Raw genomic sequence first — 20,738 nt, forward strand, 5'->3', positions numbered from 1 at the left:
GGCGAGACATGAGCGGCACGTATAACGCTGGCGGCGAAGGCGCCCCGATCGAACACAAATCCCAGCTGGTGGAAGCCATCGCGGCGGGTGAAAAACCGCGCGAGGCCTGGCGCATCGGCACTGAGCACGAGAAGTTCGGCTTCACCCTGGATGGCCACAACCCGCTGCCCTACGAGAGCGACGGTCCGAGCGTGCGCAAGATGCTAGAGGGCCTGGTGCGCTTTGGCTGGACCCCGATCGAGGAAGACGGCAAGCCGGTCGCGCTCAAACGCGATGGCGGATCGATCACTCTGGAGCCCGGCGGCCAGTTCGAGCTGTCCGGCGCGCCGCTGGAAACCCTGCACGAGACCTGCGCGGAGGTGAATGGCCATCTGCGCGAGGTCAAGAGCGTCGCCGACGAGATCGGCGCCGGCTTTCTGGGGCTGGGCTTCTCGCCCAAATGGTCTCTGGAAGAGACCCCGATGATGCCCAAGGCGCGCTATCAGATCATGCGCAACTACATGGCCCGGGTCGGCACGATGGGCCATCAGATGATGTTCCGCTCGTGTACCGTCCAGACCAATCTGGACTTTGGAAGCGAAGCGGACATGGCGAAGAAATTCCGCGTCTCGCTCGCGCTCCAGCCCATCGCCACGGCCCTGTTCGCCAACTCGCCCTTCAAGGATGGCGGGCTGAACGGCTATCGCTCCTACCGCGCCCATGTGTGGACCGACACCGACAACAACCGCACCGGCCAGCTCCCCTTCGTCTTCGAGGAGGGCTTTGGCTACGAGCACTATGTCGACTGGGCGCTCGACGTGCCGATGTATTTCGTCAAGCGCGAGGGCCGCTTCATCGACGCCTCGGGCCAGAGCTTCCGCGATTTCCTCAAGGGCGAACTGCCCGCCCTGCCCGGCGCCGTCCCGGTGCTGAGCGACTGGGAGGATCACCTCTCCACCCTCTTCCCCGAAGTGCGCCTGAAGACCTTTCTGGAACAGCGCGGCGCCGATGGCGGCCCCTGGAGCCGGCTCTGCGCCCTGCCCGCCTTCTGGGTCGGCCTGCTCTATGACGACACCGCCCTCGATGCCGCTTGGGACCTGGTCAAGGACTGGACGAGCGAGGAACGCATCGCCCTGCGCACTGACACCGCGAAACTCGCGCTCCAGGCCCCCTTCCGCGGCGGCAAGGTCCAGGACGTGGCGCTCAAGGCGCTCGACATTGCCCGTGAAGGCCTGAAGGCCCGCGCCCGCGTCAACGCCCACGGCGAACACGAAGCCCTCTTCCTCGACGATCTGTTCGAGATCGCCAGAAGCGGCCATTCGCCCGCCGACCTCCTCATCGAACGCTTCCACAATGAGTGGAATGACAGCGTGGAGCCGGTGTTCAAGGCCTGCGCGTATTAGGGGCGCTTGCCGTCCGATGCTTCGAGGCTCGCTTCGCTCGCACCTCAGCATGAGGGTGCAGGCGGGGCCTACGATGTTTTTTAATTACAATAGCTTGATGTCGAGCCCACCCTCATCCTGAGGTGCCCGGTTGAAAACCGGGCCTCGAAGGATCGGATGACGGCGTCCAGCCAAGTTCGTCCAGACAAGAGAACAAACACCTCTCTTTCCTGACGAAAGTCAGGACCCAGAGAGCGTGGGGCACCCTACGTTCCCTGGCTTCCGCGATCCCAAATCGACGACCAACAAATCACATAAAAACAATCGCCTCCCGGCGAAAGCCGGGATCCAGAGATCGTGGAACGCCCTCATCGGATCACGCCGCTCGGGTCTCCCCTGGACCCGGCCTGCGCCGGGGAGCGCCGATGCAGTCCTTCCAAAACCGAGCCGGGGCCGACCGGAACGACACGAGTCCCTGTACTCAATCACAGGCTCTGAAATCCCGGGCGGAGCGCAGGGCAGACCCGGGACCTCTCGAAGCCAAACCGCCCCGAGGCCCCGGCACTCCCTTCGGTCGGCCGGGGTTTCATCAGATTACATGTCCTGAAATTCCGGGCCGCGAAGCGGACCCGGGACCTGAATAAGGACAGGGCGCCTTCATTGGATGACGGCGCCCCAACCCCTCTGGATCCCCGGTCAGGCCGGGGATGACGAAAGTGGGGACATGAAGGGTCTCACCCCCCTTTCTCCGCCCCCGCCACCCGCGGCCCTACTCTCGCCTGTGTCCTGTCAGCGGAGCCAGCCATGACGCCTCACGCTCATTCACCGCGCCATCAAGCCCGCACCGGGGCCGAATGAGAGTCGTGGTAGTAGTAGGAGTCACCCCTGCGCCTTCCCCATTCTCACATCCGCTCGCTGCGGGCACACACAGGCGTGATTGGACGCCGGGCCCTGTCAAACTAGGTTAGGCAGAAAGCTGCTTCACGGAGTTTCTCTCCCCATGCTCGACCGCCGGATTTTCCTTGCCTCCGCCGCTGCCGTCGCCGCCTGCGGGCGTCCTTCGGCCAGCGAGGCCCAGCCCGACACCTCGGCCGGCACGACGGCCAGCACGCCAGCGCCGGGGGCGCCTTCGCGCCGCGAGGGCGCGCCGCGCATCGTCGCGATGGGCGAGGCGAGCGAGGATTTTGCGAGCTTTACCCGCGAGGACTGGCGCGCGCGTCTGACCGAGGCCGAGTTCGACGTGCTGCGCCGCGAGGGCACGGAGCGGCCGGGCAGCTCGCCCCTGTTGGAGGAGAGCCGCGCGGGGACCTATATCTGCGCGGGCTGTGCCCTGCCGCTTTTCCGGTCCGAGACCAAGTTTGAGTCCGGCACGGGCTGGCCGAGCTTCTATACCCATATCGAGGGCGCGCTGGAGACCAAGACCGATCTGCGCCTGTGGACGCCGCGAACCGAGTATCATTGCGTGCGCTGCGAGGGTCATCAGGGCCACGTCTTCGAGGATGGGCCGGAACCGACCGGCGAGCGCTGGTGCAATAACGGCGTCGCGCTGGACTTCGTGCCCGACACGGCCACCTGAACGCTTAGATTTCACAGAGGAACACGCCCATGTCCGGAAATTACGACCATATCAAGCGCGCCAATGACGACTATGCCGCGAGCTTCGACCGGGGCGGCAAGCCGATCCCGCCGGCAAAGCAGGCTGCGGTGCTGACCTGCATGGATGCGCGCATCATGCCGGCCGAGGCGCTGGGCTTCGAGCTGGGCGATGTCCACGTCATCCGCAATGCCGGCGGTCGCGCCAGCGACGACGCGATCCGCTCGCTCGTGATTTCCCACAAGCTGCTCGGCACGAAGGAATTCTACGTCATCCATCACACCGATTGCGGCATGGGAATGTTCGACCAGGCCACGATGGAGACCCTGCTGGAGAGCAGCCTGAACACCGCCACACCGGGCGCGGACGGCTGGACCGACCCGGGCGGCGACGATGGTTCTCAAGAGGGCCGCTTCATCAAATGGCTCACCTTCTCCGACGCGGCCGAGGCGGTGACCGAGGACGTGACGCGCATCCGCAACCACAAGCTGGTGCCCGGCCGCATTCCCGTCTACGGCTTCATCTATGACGTCGACACCGGAAAGCTCGCCGAGATCGAAGCGGCCAGCGCCGCAGGGCGCGCCCGCTAGACACGTGCGGGCTCCGGCGCTCGATCCGGCGCGCTTCATCGCGGACAATACCCGCGTGCAGAGCGCGCCATTGACGCCGGAGCTCTCCTTCCACCTCGCCGACGAAACGATCGCGATCTGGGAGAAGACCGAGGAGGCGCTGGGCCGGATGGGCCTGCCCCCGCCCTTCTGGGCGTTCGCCTGGGCGGGCGGTCAGGCGCTCGCGCGTTATTGTCTGGACAACCCGGCGCTGGTCTCGGGCAAGCGCGTGCTCGATTTCGCCTGCGGCTGCGCGGTCGCCGGCATCGGCGCGGCCCGGGCCGGCGCGGCCCGTGTGGATGCCAGCGAGATCGACGCCTTCGCCGTCGAGGCAGCCCACGCCAATGCGCGCCTGAACGATGTCGCGCTGCACGCGCGCGAAGTCGACCTGGTCGGCGTGGACGAAGGCTGGGACGTGGTTCTGGCCGGCGACGTCTTCTACGAAGGCCCCGGCGCGGCACGCATCGCCGCCTGGCTCTCGGACCTGCACGCACGCGGGGCTCTGGTCCTGATCGGGGATCCTGGCCGCACCTTCATGCCGAAGGACCGCCTGGAGGCCCTGGCGCGCTACGACACGCCGGTCACGCGCGACCTTGAAGACCGCGATGTGCGCTTGGCCCGGGTCTGGCGCTTCAAGGGCTGAGCCGGCCGCCAATCTTTCGGGTCCGAAAGAATCGGCGCAGGGTTTGGCCATGGCTCGTGTTCGCGCCGTCGACCGGCGGCTCTACCTTCTGATCGAAATTGCCGCTCGGCGCCTCCATCGCGACGCGGACGCCCGGCTGCGCAAGCACGCCACGGTCAGCGCCAGCCAGGCCGCCGTGCTCTTCCTCCTCTTGCGCCGGGGCGAGCGGCGCATGGGCGCGATCGGCGAAGTTCTGGCGCTCGGCGCGCCGGCCGTCACCGGGCTGGTGACGCGCATGGAGGCCGCCGGGATGGTCACCAAGCATCCCGACCCGGAAGACCGGCGCGGCGCCGTCGTCGCCCTGACCGAGGCGGGCCGCGAAGCCGGCGAACGCGCCGACGCAGTGCTGCGCGAGTTCAACAGCGAGCTGACCGCTCTGTTCGGGGAGGAGGATGCGGACACCGTGCACCGCGCCCTCACCCGCATCGCCACGGGCGGCTGACCCAACCAGGCCATTGGCGAAAAGGTTAATGCGGGTGTAAGCTCCCCTTGAAGACTTGAAGGGTCTGGGGGACGCCGACATGCGCACACTGCTGATCGCGCTCGTCATTATCGTTATCGCACTCGCGGCACGCGCGGCCTGGATCGTGCTGCCTGCGGCGGGCACTTTCGCCGATCTTGAGCAAACCGGGCTGGACGGGTGCGAGGCGCTCACCATCGCGCCGGGCACCGAGGACGTGACGATCCACCCGTTCACCGGCCTGGCCTATGTCTCCGCGGCCGAGCGGCGCGGCGGCGATGGCGGCGCCAACGGCATCTGGGCATTCGCCCCGGCAGATCCGCAGACGACCCTGCGCAAGGTGAGCGACGGGCCGGAGGATTTCCGCCCGCACGGCATCTCGCTGCTGACGCGCGACAACGCGCCAGACCGCCTTTTCGTGATCAACCATCCGCGCGCAGGCGGGCACCGTGTGGAGATTTTCGAGATCGGCACGGACGGCGCGCTCTCCCATATCGAATCCATCACCTACCCCGACCTCTCTTCGCCCAACGACCTGCTGGCGGTCGGGCCACGCAGCTTTTACGCCACCAATGACCGGCGCTATCAGACCGGCGTTCTGTCCACGCTGGAGGCATTTCTTGGCCTGCCGCTGGGGGGCGTCAGCTTCTTTGACGGCCAGACCGGATCGATCGCCGCCGACGGGCTGGTCTATGCCAACGGCATCGCCATGGCGCCGGACGGGCGGACGATCTATGTCGCCGAGCTCCTCACACGCCGGGTCAATGTCTACCGGCGCGATGGCGCGGACGGGCGGCTGGAACACATCGACCGCATCGCGGTTCACACCGGCCCGGACAATATCGAGATCGGACCGCAGGGCGATCTGTGGATCGGCGCCCATCCCGATGTCTTCGCCTTCCTCGACCACGCCGAAGACCCGGACTCCATCGCGCCGTCCGAGGTCATCCGCGTCGACCCGGAGACCGGCGCGGTGTCGCGCGAGCTGGTGGCGCTGAACGGCGAGCTGAATGCCTCCAGCGTCGGCGCGATCAGCGGCACCCACCTCATCGTCGGGGCCGTGTTCGATGATCGCGTGCTGATCTGCCCGCGCAGCTGACAGACGAGGCGTGACACCTCGCGCGCTTGACCGGCAGGCCCGGTCTCCGTTCAGATCGCCGCCAGTCAATACTCAACAAGGACATTGCCCATGAGCGACGATATTCGCGTCGAGGACACCGGCCCGGTCCGGGTCATCCGCTTTGACCGTGTAGCCAAGAAGAACGCGATCACGCGCGCCATGTATTCGGCCATGGCCCGCGCCCTGGAAGAGGCGAGCGGCGACACGGCCATCCGCGTGGTGGTGATCGCCGGGCAGGACGGTGTCTTCACCGCCGGCAACGACCTTGTGGACTTCATGGAGGCCCCGCCTCATATCGGCGGCGCGGATACCCCGCCGGTCGAGGATTTCATGCGCGCCCTGATGGGCTGCAGCAAGCCGGTCATCGCGGCGGTCGACGGCATGGCCATCGGGATCGGGACGACCCTGCTCCTGCACTGCGACCTTGCCTATGCGTCCACCCGCGCCGTGTTCAAGACACCGTTCGTCGATCTTGCCCTGGCGCCGGAATTCGGCTCCAGCCAGATCCTGCCCGGCCTGCTCGGACGCAGCGTGGCGAGCGAGCTTCTGCTGCTGGGCGAAAGCTGGGATGCCGGAACGGCCAAGGCGCGCCATCTGGTCAGCGATGTCTTCGAGGCCGAAACGCTGGAGGACGAGGTCATGACCCGCGCCCGCGCCCTGGCCGCCAAGGCGCCCTCCGCCATCCGCGCTGCCAAGTCGCTGATGACCTCGCCATCCGAAGATCTGATGGAGCGGATCAAGCGCGAAGGCGAACTCTTCGCCGAGCTGCTGCGTTCCGAGGAGTTCGAGGAGGCGGTCGGCGCCTTCATGGAGCGGCGCAAGCCGGACTTTTCAAAGTTCGGCTGAAGTCCCGGCTCAAGCTGCGCGAGGTGACAGGATGGGCGAGACGACGATTACCGAAACGCGTGACGGGGCACTCGGGCGCTATGCCGTCTCTCATGGGAAAGACGGCGAGAGCGAGCTGACCTACACGTTGCAGGGTCAGGTCATGGTCATCGGCCATACCTTCACCCCGCCCGCCCTTCGCGGACACGGGATCGCCGCCCGCCTTGTCGAGCGCGCGGTCGAAGACGCGAGAAAACGCGGGTGGACCATCAATCCGGTCTGTCCCTATGTGCGCATCAAGATGGACCGCACTCCGGCCATGAACGATGTGCGGGAGACCGGAACATGAGCGTGGCCGAGTTTGAAATCCTCGAAGAGCGCACACCGACCAAGGGCCGCTATTTCGTGCAGGCGGACGGCAAGCCGGATGCCGAACTCACCTTCTCCATCGCCAATGCGCACCTGATCATTATCGATCACACCGGCGTGCCGGACGCATGGCGCGGGCAAGGCGTGGGGCAGGCCCTGGTGGAACGCGCGGTGCTCGATGCGCGGGCCAACGGCGTTCAGATTGTGCCGCTATGCCCGTTCGCGAAGGCTCAGATCGAGAAGCACCCCGAGTGGCAGGACGTGCTCACTCCCCGCAAGCCATAAAAAAGGACCGGGCTTGGGGTTGCCCGGTCCTTCAAGTTACGGCTTTCGCGTGCTCACGAGGGGTAAACACACGAGCATCCTGTCGCTCTTTTCTTTAAATTCGGTAACTGAATGTGTTCAGCGCATTTTGTCGCTCTGATCGGCGCTCTCGCTGTCAGTGTCCGGGTCGGTACGCGAGAGGACGCGAGAGAACGGGCCGGGAATCGCTTTCTGAGCCTGACGCATCCAGCGGTCGAAGCGCGGATGCGCATCGCGCGCCGCAATGACCCAGCCGCGCACCAGGCTCGAATTGGAGACAAGCAGGGCCAGCCCCGTGGCGATCATCACGGCACCGACGGGGATCGGGGTCCAGAATAGCGGCAGGCCCGCCACGATCAGCACGATCCCGATGAACTGGTAGACGAAACTCATTCCGGCTCCCGCTTGCATAGCTGGCTAGACAACGGCGGGGCGCGCAATGACGTTCCGCGGTGAGCGCGCTGCGCCCGGACGATCCGGACGCAGCGCCAGCTCGCCCTAGTCTGCCGGAACGATCCGTTCGATCGTGCCGTCGGATTCGTTGGACAGGTAGATCGCGCCATCCGGGCCCTGGACCACGTCCCGGATGCGGCCATTGGCGGGGATCCATTCCTCGCCGGTCACCTGCCCGTTTTCCAGCGTCAGGCGCACCACCTTCTGGGTGGCCAGCCCGCCCACGAAGATGTCGCCCTGCCAGTTCGGGAAGGCGTCGCCGGTGTAGAAGATCATGCCGGCCGGAGCGATCACCGGGTCCCAGTAATAGACCGGCTGCTCCATGCCGTCCTGCTGTGTCATCTCGTGCTGGGGCGTGCCGTCATACTGCATGCCGTACCCGATCACCGGCCAGCCATAATTCGCGCCGGCCTCGATGCGGTTCAGCTCGTCACCGCCGCGCGGGCCGTGCTCGATCTCCCAGAGCGCACCGTCCGGGCCAAGTGCCGCGGCCTGGATGTTGCGAATGCCGTAGGCATAGACTTCGTCGGCGCCCTCGTCGCTGCCGACAAACGGATTGTCGTCCGGCACCGAACCGTCCGGATTGATGCGCACGACCGTGCCGATGTGATTGGTCGGATCCTGGGCGAGCTGGCGCGGCTCGGGCAGCGAGCGCTCTCCGAGGCCCACATACAGCGTGCCGTCCGGCGCGAACACCAGGCGCGAGCCGAAGTGCTTGCCCGAATCCCAGGACGGCATCTGCTGGAAGATGACTTCCACGTCTTCAAGCGCAGTGCGGTCGTCCGACAGGCGGGCGCGAGCCACAGCCGTACCGTTCTCGCCATTCCCGCGCGGCTCGGCGTAGGAGAAGTAGACCATGGAGGTCTCGGCGAAATCGGGACCGAGCACGATGTCCAGCAGGCCGCCCTGGTCGTCGTTGAAGACCTCGGGAACGCCGCTGATCGGATCGGACAGCGTCCCGTCCGTGGCCAGCGTGTGCATCGTGCCTTCCTTCTCGGTCAGCAGGATCGTGCCGTCAGGCAGGAAGGTGAAGCCCCAGACTTCGCCCAGACCGTCAGCGACCTCTTCGATGGTCCAGTCGTGGGTTTCATCGGGAAGAGGCGCGCGCGTCTGGCCTTCAAAGGCCGGCTCGAATTCGGGCACCTGCTTCTGGCCGAAATCCTCGTATTCGGGCGCATCGCCGTCCATGGAAGACCCGGTGCCGGCCGACGCCATGTCCGTGCCGTCCGTATCCGGGGCGGAGTCCGCGTCGGTCATCGCGCCGGTTTCGGTCGAGCCGGCAGCCATGCCGGTGTCGTTGTCGGCCGGCTCGTCGGCTGGCTGACAGGCCACGGCAAACAGGGCGGTGGAGGCAAGAAGCATGAGTCGCATGATGAGAGGTCCCGGTGCAGTGAATGAGTAAGTCGTCGCGCTTCCAACACGCAAAGCGTGTTCTGGTTCCCCGCCGGTCCAGATCCCGTCCCGGCACGTCCCGTGAGCGCACCGTCTTGATCTAGGGCGGACTGGCGAGGCGCACAGAAAAATCCCGTTTTCAAATGCTTCGGCCCGATGTAACGATTTGCCGGCGGCGGGCCCACGGATCGACCCGGCGACATTGGTTTCACGTTGAAGCCTTGCCGCCGTGGGAGGGCTCTTTAAGGGTCAATCCTTGACCGACACACCTATCGGCCCCTCCGTCGGGCCCGGCCGTCTCTGGCAACGGCTTTTCGCGCGCAAATCGGTCGCGCTCGTCCAGTCCCAGTTTCATGGCGAAGAACTTCACCGACACCTCGGCCCCATCAACCTGACCAGTCTCGGCGTCGGCTGCATCATCGGGGCGGGGATTTTCGTCATCACCGGACAGGCCGCCGCGGCCCATGCCGGCCCGGCCATCATCCTGTCCTTCATCATCGCCGGCTTCGTGTGCGCCTTCGCCGGGCTCTGCTATGCCGAACTGGCAAGCGTTCTGCCGGTCTCGGGCTCGGCCTACACCTATGCCTATACGGTGCTGGGCGAGATCGTCGCCTGGGTGATGGGCCTGCTGCTCGTGCTCGAATACGGACTGGCCGCGTCAACCGTGGCGGTCGGCTGGTCAGGCTATCTGGTCAGCTTCCTGGCCGATCTAGGGGTGGTCGTCCCGCCCACGCTCGCCGCGCCGACCGGCAGCCTGGTGACGCTGGCCGACGGTACGACCGTGACCGCCCTGCTCAACCTGCCCGCCCTGCTCGGCGTCGGTCTGGTAACCGGCCTTCTGGTGCTGGGCGTCAGCGAATCGGCGCGCGCGAACAATTTCTTCGTCATCCTGAAAGTCGCCGTCCTGCTCGCCTTCATCGTGATCGGCTTCTTCTATGTCGACAAAGCCAACTGGACGCCCTTCATCCCGCCCCACCAGGGCGGCGACGAATTCGGCATCCAGGGTGTCTTCCGGGCCGCCGCGATCATCTTCTTTGCCTATGTCGGTTTTGAAGCGGTCTCGACCGCCGCAGCCGAGGCGAAGAACCCGCAGCGCGACCTGCCCATCGGCATCATCGGCTCGCTGGGCATCTCCACCGCGCTCTACATGCTGACCGCGCTGGTCCTGACCGGCATCGTGCCCTTCACCCTGCTGGCGGTGCCCGACCCGATGTCCACCGCGGTCGACGCGATCGGGCTGGGCTGGTTCTCCTTCCTCATCAAGGCGGGTGCGATCCTCGGCCTGTCCTCTGTCATGCTGGTGCTGCTCTACGGTCAGACCCGCATCTTCTACACGATGGGCAAGGACGGGCTGCTGCCGCCGCTCTTTTCCCGCCTGCACTCGAAACGCAAGACGCCCTGGATCAACACCGTGATCGTCGGCGGAGCGGTGGCGGCCGCCGCGGCCACCACGCCGATCAAGGTGCTGGGCGACCTGGTCAGCCTGGGCACGCTCGCCGCCTTTGCCATGGTCTGTATCTCGGTGATGTATCTGCGGGTCAGCCACCCGGAACTGCACCGCCCCTTCAAGGTGCCCTTCTATCCCGTCACCCCGATCCTGGGCGTGCTGACCTGCGCCTTCCTGATTCTCCAGATGCCGCTGCACAACTTCATGCTGATCGGCAGCTATCTGGTGGTCGGGATCATCGTCTATTTCCTCTACGGCCTGCGCCACAGCCGGATCTCCGGGTCCATCTGACGCGCATCTGAACGCTTGGCCCCTTCGCCCGTCCGGCCTAGTTTCCCGGCGGGCGAAGGGAGACGCGCTTATGGCCTACAAATCACTTCGGGATTTCATCGAGCAGCTCGAAGCCGACGGCGATCTGGTACCCATCACCCGCCCGGTCTCCACCCATCTGGAAATGACCGAGATCCAGCGCCGCCTGCTGGCGAAGAAGGGCCCGCGCTTGGCGTTGACGCATAAGAGGCTTAGCCTCCGGATATGTTCCCGAAGAAGCGGATAATGGCTTTGCGAACGGACTGAATAGACAAAACGAGGAGACACGGTGATGCATCGTATTATCTGTGCATGCCTTACAATCTCTACCGCCCTCGGGTTCTCGGCGTGCGAAGCAACCCAGCAGGATCGTATCCGCGTTGGAGGCTGGGAAGGAACCGCCGAAGATTGGGCCAGACTCGGCGGAGCCTATCAGCGCGATAACGAAACACGCCTGGAGAGCGGATGGCGGGTTGATTGCGTTGAGAGCGAGGAGCGAGAGGACACCATCCGGTGCTTCGCCGCAATCTCCGGCACTGGGTCGTCAGACATCCTTCACATCTCATTCTACAACGATCAGGGCCCCGTCATCGAGCTGCGAAATGGCAGCCGGCGCGTCACTGAAATGGCGGTAGACATCGATTCCGGACCAGATATCAGCGGCTTGGCAGATGAAGACATTGTGGAACAGATGCGCCGCGGCGAGGTCCTCACCGCTCGGTACGACCGCTTGAGTTTCAGTCAGCATCCAGTCATGCAAGTTAACCAATATGACGTCTCGGCGTTCAATGAAGCATTTGAGCGCCTTGACGAAATTAGAAACGATCCAGATTACGAGGTAGTCCGGCTCCCGGGCGCGAATTGAGCCGATCTCCTTCCTGTCCTGAAAGTCTTCTATGGCCTACAAATCACTTCGGGATTTCATCGAGCAGCTCGAAGCCGACGGCGATCTGGTGCGCGTCACCCGCCCGGTCTCCACCCACCTGGAAATGACCGAGATCCAGCGCCGCCTGCTGGCCAAAGGTGGCCCGGCGGTCTTGTTCGAGAACCCGGTCCATGAAGATGGCCGCCCGTCGGAAATGCCCGCCCTCGTCAATCTGTTCGGCACGGTGGAGCGCGTCGCCCGCGCCGTCACGCTGGGCGGCGAACCGCGCCGCACGGCTGCGCAATTGCGCGAGGTCGGCGAGCTTCTCGCCTTCCTGCGCCAGCCCGAGCCGCCGCGCGGCTTTCGCGATGCGCTCGACATGCTGCCGCTCGCCCGGACTGTGATGAGCATGCGCCCCGCCACGGTGAAGAAGGCCCCCTGTCAGGAGGTCGTGCTCACCGGCAAGGATATCGATCTGGATCGCCTGCCCATCCAGGGCTGCTGGCCGGGCGAACCCGCCCCGCTCATCACCTGGCCGCTCGTCGTCACCAAAGGGCCGGGTGACGGCAAGGAAGACGATTTCAATCTCGGCATCTACCGCATGCAGAAGCTGGGCAAGGACCGCACGCTGATGCGCTGGCTGAAACATCGCGGCGGCGCGCAGCATTACCAGCGCTGGAAGGACAAGAAGCCCGAGCCCCTGCCCGCCGCGGTGGTGCTGGGCGCCGATCCCGGCACCATCCTGGCCGCCGTGACGCCGGTCCCCGACACGCTCTCCGAATACCAGTTTGCCGGGCTCTTGCGCGGCAAGAAGGCCGAGCTGGTCGACTGCAAGACCGTCCCTCTCAAGGTCCCGGCAGAGGCCGAGATCGTCCTGGAAGGCCATGTCCTGCTCGACGAGGATGGGCCGGAAGGGCCCTATGGCGACCACACCGGCTATTACAACTCGGTCGAGCGCTTCCCGGTCTTCCAGATCAGCGCCATCACCATGCGCCGGAACCCGATCTACCTGACGACCTTCACCGGCCGGCCGCCGGACGAGCCGAGCGTGCTGGGCGAAGCGTTGAACGAGGTCTTCATCCCGCTCATCCAGCAGCAATTTCCCGAGATCGTCGATTTCTGGCTGCCGCCCGAAGGGTGCAGCTACCGCATCGCCGTCATCTCCATGAAGAAGGCCTATGCCGGCCACGCCAAGCGCGTGATGCTGGGCGCGTGGTCGTATCTGCGCCAGTTCATGTACACCAAATGGGTCATCGTCGTGGACGACGACATCGATGCCCGCGACTGGGACGATGTCTGGTGGGCCATCTCCACCCGCATGGATCCGGCGCGCGACTGCACGATGCTGGAAAACACGCCGATCGACTATCTCGACTTCGCTTCGCCGGTCTCCGGCCTCGGCTCGAAGATCGGCCTGGACGCCACCAACAAGTGGGAGGGCGAGACCAACCGCGAATGGGGCGAGAAGCTGGACATGGACGACGCGACGAAGACGGCGGTGGACGCGATGTGGGACGAGCTGGGGCTGGACTAGCGGACAACGCCTGGCCCCGCCGCACGCATTATTTAGTTATAAAAGCCATTTTCGCGCCCGCTTCTCACCCTTCCTTAAGGCCTTGGGCTCATACCCCCTCACACAACACGACGCGGACAAAAAGTCTGCGCATTTCGGCAACGAACACACACGGGGGAGAGGCGCGCGGTGAACCAGCACGTCTCCATTATGGCGGGTTCGATCGACAGTCCCGGCCTGGCAGGTGCACGCCTGTCGGTGCTGATCTGCGAGACGAGCCGCGTACAGCGGCGCATCCTGCGCGAAATCCTGGAGGATGGCGGGTTTACCGTCATCGAGGCCGGGGGCTCCCAGGAAGCCTTTCACCTGTTGCGCTATAGCGGCTGCGACATCTTCATCACCGGTATCGAGGTCGGCCAGGTCAACGGGCTGGAATTGTGCTGGCGTTTGAAGGCCGAGGCCGAAACCAGCCATATCCACACCATCGTGATGACCGCGCTGGGCCAGGAGGTCCAGGTGGCCGAAGCGCTCGATGTCGGCGCGGACGACTTCATCCCCAAGCCGTTCAACCCGGTGGAGATGAAGGCGCGTATCCGCGCCGCGGCCCGCATCGTGCGCCTGCAACGCGATCTTCGCGGCCAGGCCGAGACCGACTCCCTGACCGGTGCCGCCAACCGGCGCGCCTTCATGCAATCGCTCGAGCGCGCCGTGTTCGAAGCCGACCGCCAGACCCAGCCGCTCAGCCTGATCATGGCCGATCTCGACCACTTCAAGGCGATCAACGACACGCACGGTCACGCAACCGGCGACCGGGTGCTGGTCCAGTGTGTCTCCGCCATGCGCTCGGCGCTGGCGTCGCAGGAGATGCTGGCCCGCCTCGGGGGCGAGGAATTCGGTGTCATTATGCCGCGCTGCTGCCGCGAAGAGGCCGAACAGCGCGCGGAGTGCCTGCGCAGGGCGACCGAAAGCCTTGTCGTGGAGAACGATGCTGGCGACACGGTGCCGGTCTCGGCCAGTCTCGGCGTGACCGTGCTCATGCCGCAGGAATACATGGCCACCCCCGACGAGCTGCTCTCGCGCGCCGACAGCGCGCTCTATCGCGCCAAGGCCTCGGGCCGCAACCGCATCGCCTTCGGCTAGGCAAGCGCGCACCCTGCGCGCATGTGCCCGGCCCGCTTGCCTTGACGCGGCCGGGCACTCGGCGGAACACTCGCGGCTGCAACTTCCTGGAACGGCACCCGCCCCGCCATGACCCCCGACGTCAAGCGCATTCACTACCGCAGCCTGGTTTCGCGTGCGGAAAGCTGGCTCAGATCCCGGCTCTGGGCCCAGGTCCTGGCCGGCCTCGTGGCCGGCGTCGCCGTCGGCATGGCGCTCGGTCCCGATACCGGGCTGATCGATCCGGCTCTGGCCGACACGATCGGGCGCTGGCTTGCCCTGCCCGGTCAGCTTTTCCTCTCCCTCATCAAGATGGTCCTGATGCCGCTGGTGGCGTCCTCGATCATCCTGGGTCTGGCCGCCGGCGCGTCCGATCCGGCCAAGCTTCGGCGGGTGGGCGGACGGTTTGCCGTCTTCGTGGGCGCAACCACTGTCTTCGCCGCGGTGCTTGGCGCGGGGCTGGCCCTCCTCCTGCGCCCCGGCGCGCTGGTCAATCTCAGCCCCGTTCCGGTGCCCCGGCTCAAGCCGGATGCAGTCTCCGCCCCGGCTTCACCCGTCGACCGGTTCGGCGAGATCGGGGCCGAAGTGCCCGATCTGCTCGTCTCGCTGGTCCCGGAAAACCCGCTCGCCGCGGCGGTCGGCAATGAAATGCTCGCCATCGTCGTGTTCTCGATCTTCGTCGGCATCGCCTACGTGGCCAGCTCCAGCAAGGACAAGCTCGCGCCCTTGATGGGAATGCTCGAAGCGCTGCTCGAAGTCTCCATGACCGTGGTCAAATGGGCGATGTACCTGACGCCCTACGCCGTCTTCGGCCTCACCGCTCAGCTCCTGGCCCGTCTGGGCGTGCAGTCGCTCGCCGCTCTCGGCGCCTACGTGGCAACCGTCCTGATCGGACTGGCCATCCTGCTCGCCCTCTACATCACCCTCGCGGCGGTTTTCGGGAAGATTTCCCCGATGCGCTTCCAGCGCGCGGTGGGCGAAGTGCAACTGCTCGCCTTTTCCACCTCCTCCTCGGCGGCTGTGATGCCGCTGTCGATCGAGACCGCGGTGGAGAAGCTTCGCGTGCCCTCCTCGGTGGCCAGCTTTCTCATCCCGCTGGCCGCCACCGTGAACATGGCCGGCACCGCGCTCTACCAGGCGTGCGCCGTCGTCTTCGTGGCCCAGGTCGCCGGTGTGCCGCTCGCCATCCCCGAGATCGCCTTCATCGTCGTCACGCTCGTGGCGGCCTCGATCGGCGCACCCGGGGCTCCCGGGGTCTCCATCGCGATCCTGTCCAGCCTGATCGTGAGCTTCGGCATTCCCGAATACGGCCTCGTCTTCGTGCTGGGTGTCGATCGCTTCCTGGACATGGCGCGCACCGCCGTGAACGTCACCGGCGACCTGACCGCCGCGCGCATCCTGACCCGCGACGGCGAGGAAGTTGGCGCAGAAGAAGCGCGCCATTCCTGACCCGGGCGTTAAGCGCGCATTTACCGCCTGGCCAACTTGCGCGTGCAAGTCCCCAAGCGGCCGGGCATGGTCAGTTCATGAACGCGAGCTTCGCCTCCGGCCTTTCGGCCTACCAGGGTGCCGCAGTCCGGTTGAACCGGGCGGCGGACAAGCTCACCAGCGTCATGACGAACGAAACCAGACAGTCGGATACTCCGGCCAATACTCCTCAGAGTGCCACCAACACCCCTGGCGCGTCTGCTGCTTCTGCCCCCACCCCCATCCCAGGCAGCAGGCGCGCCCCTTCTTCCATTCCCGAGGCGATGGTCGACATCATCAAGGCCACGCACGCTGCCAAACTCGCCTCGACCTCGATCCGCGCCGCCGACGACATGATCGGCGAAGTGCTCGACCTTACCGCCTGACACAAGGTCAGCGCAGGAAGGGCTGGGCCTCGCGATAGCTCAGGGACCGCCAGGCCCATTCAGCCGGCCCGAAGCGGAAGACTTTCAGCCAGACGGTCGAGATCGCGAGCTGGGCCACCCAGACCGCCAGCACGATGGCGGCCTGTCCGCTACGTTCCACCGTCCCGAACCATCCAAGCCCCGGCGGTCCGACGAAGAGGAAGGTCATCACCAGCGTCTGTGTCAGATAGTTGGTGAAGGCCATCCGCCCGGCGCTGGCGAACGGCAGGCGCACCCAGCGCAGAAGGGCGGGCTTGGCCAGCAGCATGACGATCGAGGCATAGCCAAACGCGGTCGCCAGGCTCGCGCCATAATTGACCGCCGTCGCCACCCACTGGAATTCGGGCGCGAAGCCGGACGCCAGGTTCGCGTTGGCGGTGACCCATTCCGCCGAGACGCCCGCCCCCACTGCGATGACGCCAATCGCCGCATAGACGCTGGCGCGCCATTGCGCGGTGAGGAAGCCGGTCTTGTACAGCGCCATCCCGATCCACATCACGCCCAGCAGGCGCCCGGCGAAGAGCGTGATCTGGCCGATCAGCGCAAAGCCCTCGCCGGCCGCGTTATAGGCCCGGCTCTGCAGGAATCCCGACTGGTAGGCGCCGACCCAGCGCTCCAGCCACTCCTGGGTGGGATGCGCGGCCAGCTTGGCGGGCTCTCCTGCGCCGGGCATCGAGCCTTCCGCCCAGACTGCGCCCACCATCAGCAGCCCGCTGAACGCGATCGCGACAAGACCCCAGACCACCAGCCTGGCCGGGCTCCACCGGCGCGCCAGCACGACCACGAATCCAGCCAGCGCGTAGGGCACCAGGATATCGCCGAACCAGAACACGAAGCCGTGCACCAGGCCGATCGCCAGCAGCCAGAGCATCCTGCGGCGGTGAAGCGCGGTGGGCGCCTGCGCGTCCTCGCCGACCATCAGCACGATCCCCGCTCCGAACAGGGCGGAGAATAATGTGATGAATTTCAGTTCGAAGAAGACCTGCGTGATCCACCAGACGCGGCCATTCGCGCCGCTCATGTCCATGTGGGCCGGCGGATACTCGAACGTGCCCCAATACATGGCGAACGCCTGGATATTGACCATCAGGATGCCCAGCACGGCGATGCCGCGCAGCATGTCGATGCTTTCGAACCGGTCGCTGGCGCGAACCGGCATAAGGGTCGTGCTCATGAATTATCCCCCTGCCCTGGCGCTCACAGCTTACCGCCGGGCGAGGCGCGGGCTCAAGGCGAACCGGAGCGCCCGGCGTTCAACCTTACTAATATTTTATATTCCATATGCCGCATTAGCCTTGTGCAGCACGCACGGCGGGCGCATAAGCGGGACACTTGACGGGAGCCGGAAGCGTGCTGGGTTTACTGATCAACATCTTGCACCTTGTGCTGGCCAGCGCCTTGTCGCTGATCAGCATCGATTACGAGCGTGACGCAGGCTGCGATCCGGTGCGGTTCGAAACCGTCGCCTATTACCCGGCGGCCGAGACACCCGTGACCGGCACGGTCAGCTTCGTGACCCCGCCCGCTCCGCCTGCACCCGGACAGTTGCGCGCCGCAACGGGCTGCGGCGGCGCCGACTCGATCTCGCGTCCTCAGCTCGGCTTCCCGATCTAAACGCTTCAAAATCCGGTAAAAAGCGCGTAGAGATGACTCCCCCTGCGAAAGCGGGAAGTCAGGGGCTTACCGGTCTGTCATAATGTTCGGGGCCGGACAAAAGACCTTTCGGCGCGAACGGGCAGGACGCGATGAGCGCAGACGATCTCTCCAGAACCGACGAGAAGACCGTGTCTCGCGACGACGCGGCAGACGCGACACGCACGCCTGCGCGTTACGCGGAGTCGCGCGGCGCGCTTGAGACGTCTCGCGAGTCGCGCGCTTTGACAGCCGCCGAAATGCCGCCCCGGCGTTCGGGCGTTTCCGCCCTGTTTACCGGCTTCACCCTCTCGCTTCTCTGGCTGGGCGGGTCGGCTGCCTATCTTGCCGGATACATGGTCGACGGCCTGCTGGACCTGTCCCCGGCCCAGCTCACCGGCCTGGCCATGTTTGCCGCCGCGCCGGCGGCCCTGTTTGCCCTGGCCGGTCTTCTCGGCCGCGAAGTGATCCGGGCCTCCAGCCGGGCTGAACGCGTGGAAGCCAGCCTGACCCGCCTTGCCATGCCCGCCGACAGCACCGAGACCGAGGTGCGCAGCCTGGCCGACGCGATCAGCGGCGAAATCGACCGCGTCAACGTCTCCATGGAAAGCGCCCTGGCCCGCCTCGCCGCGATGGAGGAAGTCATTTCCCATCACGCCGACACGCTGGAAAACACGTCGGGCGATGCGCGCACCCGGGTCGAGGAGCTGGTCAAGCATTTGCGCAAGGAGCGCGAGCGCCTGTCTGAAGTCTCCGACGGGCTGGACGACAAGGCGGCCCTGATTGCCGCCGCCATCCAGGACCATTCCAAGATGGTGGCCGCCGCGGCCGAGCTCGCCGAATCGCGCGCCAATGAGGGCGAGCGCCGGATCCGCGAAGGCGCCGAGCGCCTGTCCGCTGCCGGCGAGAAGGCCGAAGAGGCCGGCGAGCGCGTGGCGCTGACGCTGGATGCGCGTTCGGGCGAGCTGCGCGACTTTGCCGACACGCTCAAGACGCGGACCGAAGGTCTGGAAGCCGCCTATGTGAAACATCGCGATCGCCTGAAGACTGCCGGCGAGACGCTGCGCGACGAGCAGGAGAAGATCGCCGCCGCGCTCGACTTCCACAAGGCCGAGCTGGAAACCATGTCAAAGGCCGCGCGCAGCGGGGCCGATACGCTCAAGTCCAGTGCCGAGGACTCCGGGAAGATCTTCCTCGAGGCGGTCGACACCGCCATTTCCCGCGCCCGCGAGCTTGGCCGCACCGTGAACGACGAGGCGCGCGATGCCGCCGAGGCACACGAGGACGCGCTCGAGCGCCTGAAGGAAGCCGCTCAGGCGGCGCGCCAGGCTGCCGACGAGAGCGCGCGCAACTTCCACGCCCAGGCCGACGCGGCGCAGGCCTCGCTCGAACGCGTTAGTGAGTCCGGGTTCGAGGCAGCGCGCCGGGCCGACGAAGCCTTCCAGGCGCGCATGCGCGAAGCGGAAAAGCTGACGATGCGCGCCGGCGAGGCCGCGGACACCGCCTCGGAAAAGGTACGCGAACAACTCAAATCCACGCTGGAAGCGGCGACCGAGGAAAGCCGGCGGATCGAATCCCTGCTCCACCGCATGCGGTCCGGGCTGGAGGAGGCGCCGGCCTCGGCCCGCTCTGCGGCCGCAGAGATCGAGCGCGTGCTTGAGGAGGGCCTGACCGGTCTTCGCCGCACGGCCGAAGAAGCCACCGAGAATGCTCGTGAGGTCGACTCCCTCTTCCAGGCCCGCATCCGGCAGAATTACGAATTGCTCTCCGACTTCATGCTGCGCATGGGTTCTGTCGCAGGCGGGCGCAAGCCCATCGATATCGGCGTGAACGAAGTCCCCGATCCGCTGACCGCCGGCGGACGCCGCAAGCGGAGCGAGCCGCTCGAAACGCGCGCCGAGGATCGGGTGCAAGAAGAACGCGAGGAAACCGGCCCTGCCCCCTCCAGCGTCGACACGCGCCGCGAGGAGACCGAGGCCGAACCGGCCGGGGAAGACAACTGGACACCGTCCGAAGCGCGCAAGAGCGAGGGCAGCTGGCGCTGGAAAGACCTCCTCGCCAACATGAACAGCGAAGACGACGCCGGCGACGCGCCCGACGAGAGCTCCGACCGCGACAGCTCCAGCTCGCGCCGCCACCGCCGCCGCTAGGCGGGTCCTTTCGTCTTCCGTCTGAGGACGGCATAGACTCCACACTGAAACCCCGGACGCAGCAGGCGCGCCGGGCCTCAGGCAGCCAGGGTTATCTCTCCTTCCTGACGAAAGTCAGGACCCAGGAGAGGACGGGGCGCCCTCGTCAAATGACGGTATTCCAAGCTCTCTGGGTCCCGGATCAAGTCCGGGATGACGAAGCCTTTAAAGTTTTGAAATAAAACAACCTTCGTCATTCCGGGCGAGTGAAACGAGACCCGGAACCCAGAGCGGACAGGGCGCCGTCATCCGATGACACCATTCCAAGCTCTCTGGGTCCCGGATCAAGTCCGGGGTGACGCTGATTTATCCCTTTGAATTTAAATAACTTGTCTCAACTCTTGACCCCACCCATTTCCCTCATGCTGAGGTGCGAGCAAAGCGAGCCTCGAAGCATCGGAAGGCAAGTGCCGTCCCCTCCTTCGTCATTCCAGGCGAGCAAAGCGAGACCCGGCAACTGTGTTTACGGGTGGTAGGGTTTTTGATCTCGAACGATGGCGTTGAGGGTTATGAGCAGCTTTCTGGCGACGGCGATGAAGGCGAGCTTGGCCGGTTTTCCAGCTGCG

20 protein-coding genes and 2 pseudogenes are annotated in these 20,738 nt (G+C 65.8%); 18 read left to right on the forward strand and 4 right to left on the reverse strand.

Going from position 1 to position 20,738, the window contains the following annotated elements; genetic code table 11:
• The first annotated feature begins 8 nt into the window (after positions 1 to 8).
• The 9 genes from E5162_RS06350 (at position 9) to E5162_RS06390 (ending at position 7,304) form a co-directional block, all read left to right on the forward strand.
• Positions 9 to 1,382, forward strand: a complete 1,374-nt coding sequence (locus E5162_RS06350) for a glutamate--cysteine ligase (RefSeq protein WP_135944074.1) — start codon at positions 9 to 11, stop codon at positions 1,380 to 1,382.
• A gap of 979 nt (positions 1,383 to 2,361) precedes the next feature.
• Positions 2,362 to 2,937, forward strand: a complete 576-nt coding sequence (gene msrB, locus E5162_RS06355; RefSeq protein WP_135944075.1) for a peptide-methionine (R)-S-oxide reductase MsrB — start codon at positions 2,362 to 2,364, stop codon at positions 2,935 to 2,937.
• 29 nt (positions 2,938 to 2,966) lie between these two features.
• Positions 2,967 to 3,545 (forward strand): beta-class carbonic anhydrase, encoded by a 579-nt coding sequence (locus E5162_RS06360; protein ID WP_135944076.1) that lies wholly within the window; start codon positions 2,967 to 2,969, stop codon positions 3,543 to 3,545.
• A 4-nt stretch (positions 3,546 to 3,549) separates the two neighbouring features.
• The gene (locus E5162_RS06365; RefSeq protein ID WP_233342162.1) at positions 3,550 to 4,206 is read left to right on the forward strand and encodes a class I SAM-dependent methyltransferase; all 657 of its coding nucleotides are present in this window, start codon (positions 3,550 to 3,552) and stop codon (positions 4,204 to 4,206) included.
• 49 nt (positions 4,207 to 4,255) lie between these two features.
• Entirely contained in the window at positions 4,256 to 4,687 is a 432-nt protein-coding gene (locus tag E5162_RS06370; RefSeq protein WP_135944078.1) for a MarR family winged helix-turn-helix transcriptional regulator, read from the forward strand.
• 79 nt (positions 4,688 to 4,766) lie between these two features.
• Positions 4,767 to 5,804: a strictosidine synthase family protein gene (locus E5162_RS06375; RefSeq protein WP_135944079.1), complete on the forward strand. Its 1,038-nt coding sequence runs from the start codon at positions 4,767 to 4,769 to the stop codon at positions 5,802 to 5,804.
• A gap of 90 nt (positions 5,805 to 5,894) precedes the next feature.
• Positions 5,895 to 6,671: an enoyl-CoA hydratase gene (locus tag E5162_RS06380; protein ID WP_135944080.1), complete on the forward strand. Its 777-nt coding sequence runs from the start codon at positions 5,895 to 5,897 to the stop codon at positions 6,669 to 6,671.
• A 31-nt stretch (positions 6,672 to 6,702) separates the two neighbouring features.
• Positions 6,703 to 6,999 carry a GNAT family N-acetyltransferase gene (locus E5162_RS06385; protein WP_135944081.1) on the forward strand — a complete coding sequence of 99 codons (297 nt, stop codon included), beginning with the start codon at positions 6,703 to 6,705 and terminating at the stop codon, positions 6,997 to 6,999.
• Positions 6,996 to 7,304 carry a GNAT family N-acetyltransferase gene (locus E5162_RS06390; protein WP_135944082.1) on the forward strand — a complete coding sequence of 103 codons (309 nt, stop codon included), beginning with the start codon at positions 6,996 to 6,998 and terminating at the stop codon, positions 7,302 to 7,304. The genes E5162_RS06385 and E5162_RS06390 overlap by 4 nt, the downstream gene beginning before the upstream one ends.
• A gap of 117 nt (positions 7,305 to 7,421) precedes the next feature.
• Here E5162_RS06390 and E5162_RS06395 read toward each other — a convergent pair whose 3' ends face one another.
• Both E5162_RS06395 and E5162_RS06400 read right to left on the reverse strand, forming a co-directional pair.
• Positions 7,422 to 7,715, reverse strand: a complete 294-nt coding sequence (locus E5162_RS06395) for a hypothetical protein (RefSeq protein ID WP_135944083.1) — start codon at positions 7,713 to 7,715, stop codon at positions 7,422 to 7,424.
• A 105-nt stretch (positions 7,716 to 7,820) separates the two neighbouring features.
• Positions 7,821 to 9,146 carry a PQQ-dependent sugar dehydrogenase gene (locus E5162_RS06400; protein WP_206751051.1) on the reverse strand — a complete coding sequence of 442 codons (1,326 nt, stop codon included), beginning with the start codon at positions 9,144 to 9,146 and terminating at the stop codon, positions 7,821 to 7,823.
• A gap of 277 nt (positions 9,147 to 9,423) precedes the next feature.
• Between E5162_RS06400 and E5162_RS06405 the strand changes: the two genes are divergently transcribed.
• The 7 genes and pseudogenes from E5162_RS06405 to E5162_RS06435 all read left to right on the forward strand — a co-directional run bounded on the left by E5162_RS06405 (position 9,424) and on the right by E5162_RS06435 (position 16,312).
• On the forward strand, positions 9,424 to 10,905 hold the full coding sequence (locus E5162_RS06405) for an amino acid permease (protein WP_206751052.1): 1,482 nt from the start codon (positions 9,424 to 9,426) through the stop codon (positions 10,903 to 10,905).
• Positions 10,906 to 10,975: 70 nt separating this feature from the next.
• Positions 10,976 to 11,110, forward strand: a pseudogene (locus E5162_RS15185) (hypothetical protein); the annotation flags it as partial.
• A 105-nt stretch (positions 11,111 to 11,215) separates the two neighbouring features.
• Entirely contained in the window at positions 11,216 to 11,788 is a 573-nt protein-coding gene (locus tag E5162_RS06415) for a hypothetical protein (protein WP_135944085.1), read from the forward strand.
• 31 nt (positions 11,789 to 11,819) lie between these two features.
• Positions 11,820 to 13,322 carry a UbiD family decarboxylase gene (locus E5162_RS06420; protein ID WP_135944086.1) on the forward strand — a complete coding sequence of 501 codons (1,503 nt, stop codon included), beginning with the start codon at positions 11,820 to 11,822 and terminating at the stop codon, positions 13,320 to 13,322.
• Positions 13,323 to 13,490: 168 nt separating this feature from the next.
• Positions 13,491 to 14,441 carry a GGDEF domain-containing response regulator gene (locus E5162_RS06425; protein ID WP_233342164.1) on the forward strand — a complete coding sequence of 317 codons (951 nt, stop codon included), beginning with the start codon at positions 13,491 to 13,493 and terminating at the stop codon, positions 14,439 to 14,441.
• 108 nt (positions 14,442 to 14,549) lie between these two features.
• Entirely contained in the window at positions 14,550 to 15,908 is a 1,359-nt protein-coding gene (locus E5162_RS06430; RefSeq protein ID WP_135944087.1) for a dicarboxylate/amino acid:cation symporter, read from the forward strand.
• Between the two features lie 77 nt (positions 15,909 to 15,985).
• Positions 15,986 to 16,312 carry a hypothetical protein gene (locus tag E5162_RS06435; RefSeq protein ID WP_135944088.1) on the forward strand — a complete coding sequence of 109 codons (327 nt, stop codon included), beginning with the start codon at positions 15,986 to 15,988 and terminating at the stop codon, positions 16,310 to 16,312.
• Between the two features lie 7 nt (positions 16,313 to 16,319).
• On the opposite strand, the gene E5162_RS06440 is transcribed toward E5162_RS06435, so the two are convergent.
• Positions 16,320 to 17,525 (reverse strand): DUF418 domain-containing protein, encoded by a 1,206-nt coding sequence (locus tag E5162_RS06440; RefSeq protein WP_135944089.1) that lies wholly within the window; start codon positions 17,523 to 17,525, stop codon positions 16,320 to 16,322.
• A 176-nt stretch (positions 17,526 to 17,701) separates the two neighbouring features.
• On the opposite strand from E5162_RS06440, the gene E5162_RS06445 reads away from it, so the two are divergent.
• Complete coding sequence (locus E5162_RS06445; protein ID WP_135944090.1) at positions 17,702 to 17,965, forward strand: hypothetical protein; 264 nt, start codon at positions 17,702 to 17,704, stop codon at positions 17,963 to 17,965.
• Between the two features lie 131 nt (positions 17,966 to 18,096).
• Positions 18,097 to 20,133 (forward strand): hypothetical protein, encoded by a 2,037-nt coding sequence (locus E5162_RS06450; protein WP_135944091.1) that lies wholly within the window; start codon positions 18,097 to 18,099, stop codon positions 20,131 to 20,133.
• 502 nt (positions 20,134 to 20,635) lie between these two features.
• Here the strand turns inward: E5162_RS06450 and E5162_RS15025 are convergent.
• Positions 20,636 to 20,738: pseudogene (locus E5162_RS15025) on the reverse strand (IS110 family transposase); the annotation flags it as partial.

It is taken from the genome of Marinicauda pacifica, from assembly GCF_004793635.1.
GTDB lineage: Bacteria > Pseudomonadota > Alphaproteobacteria > Caulobacterales > Maricaulaceae > Marinicauda > Marinicauda pacifica.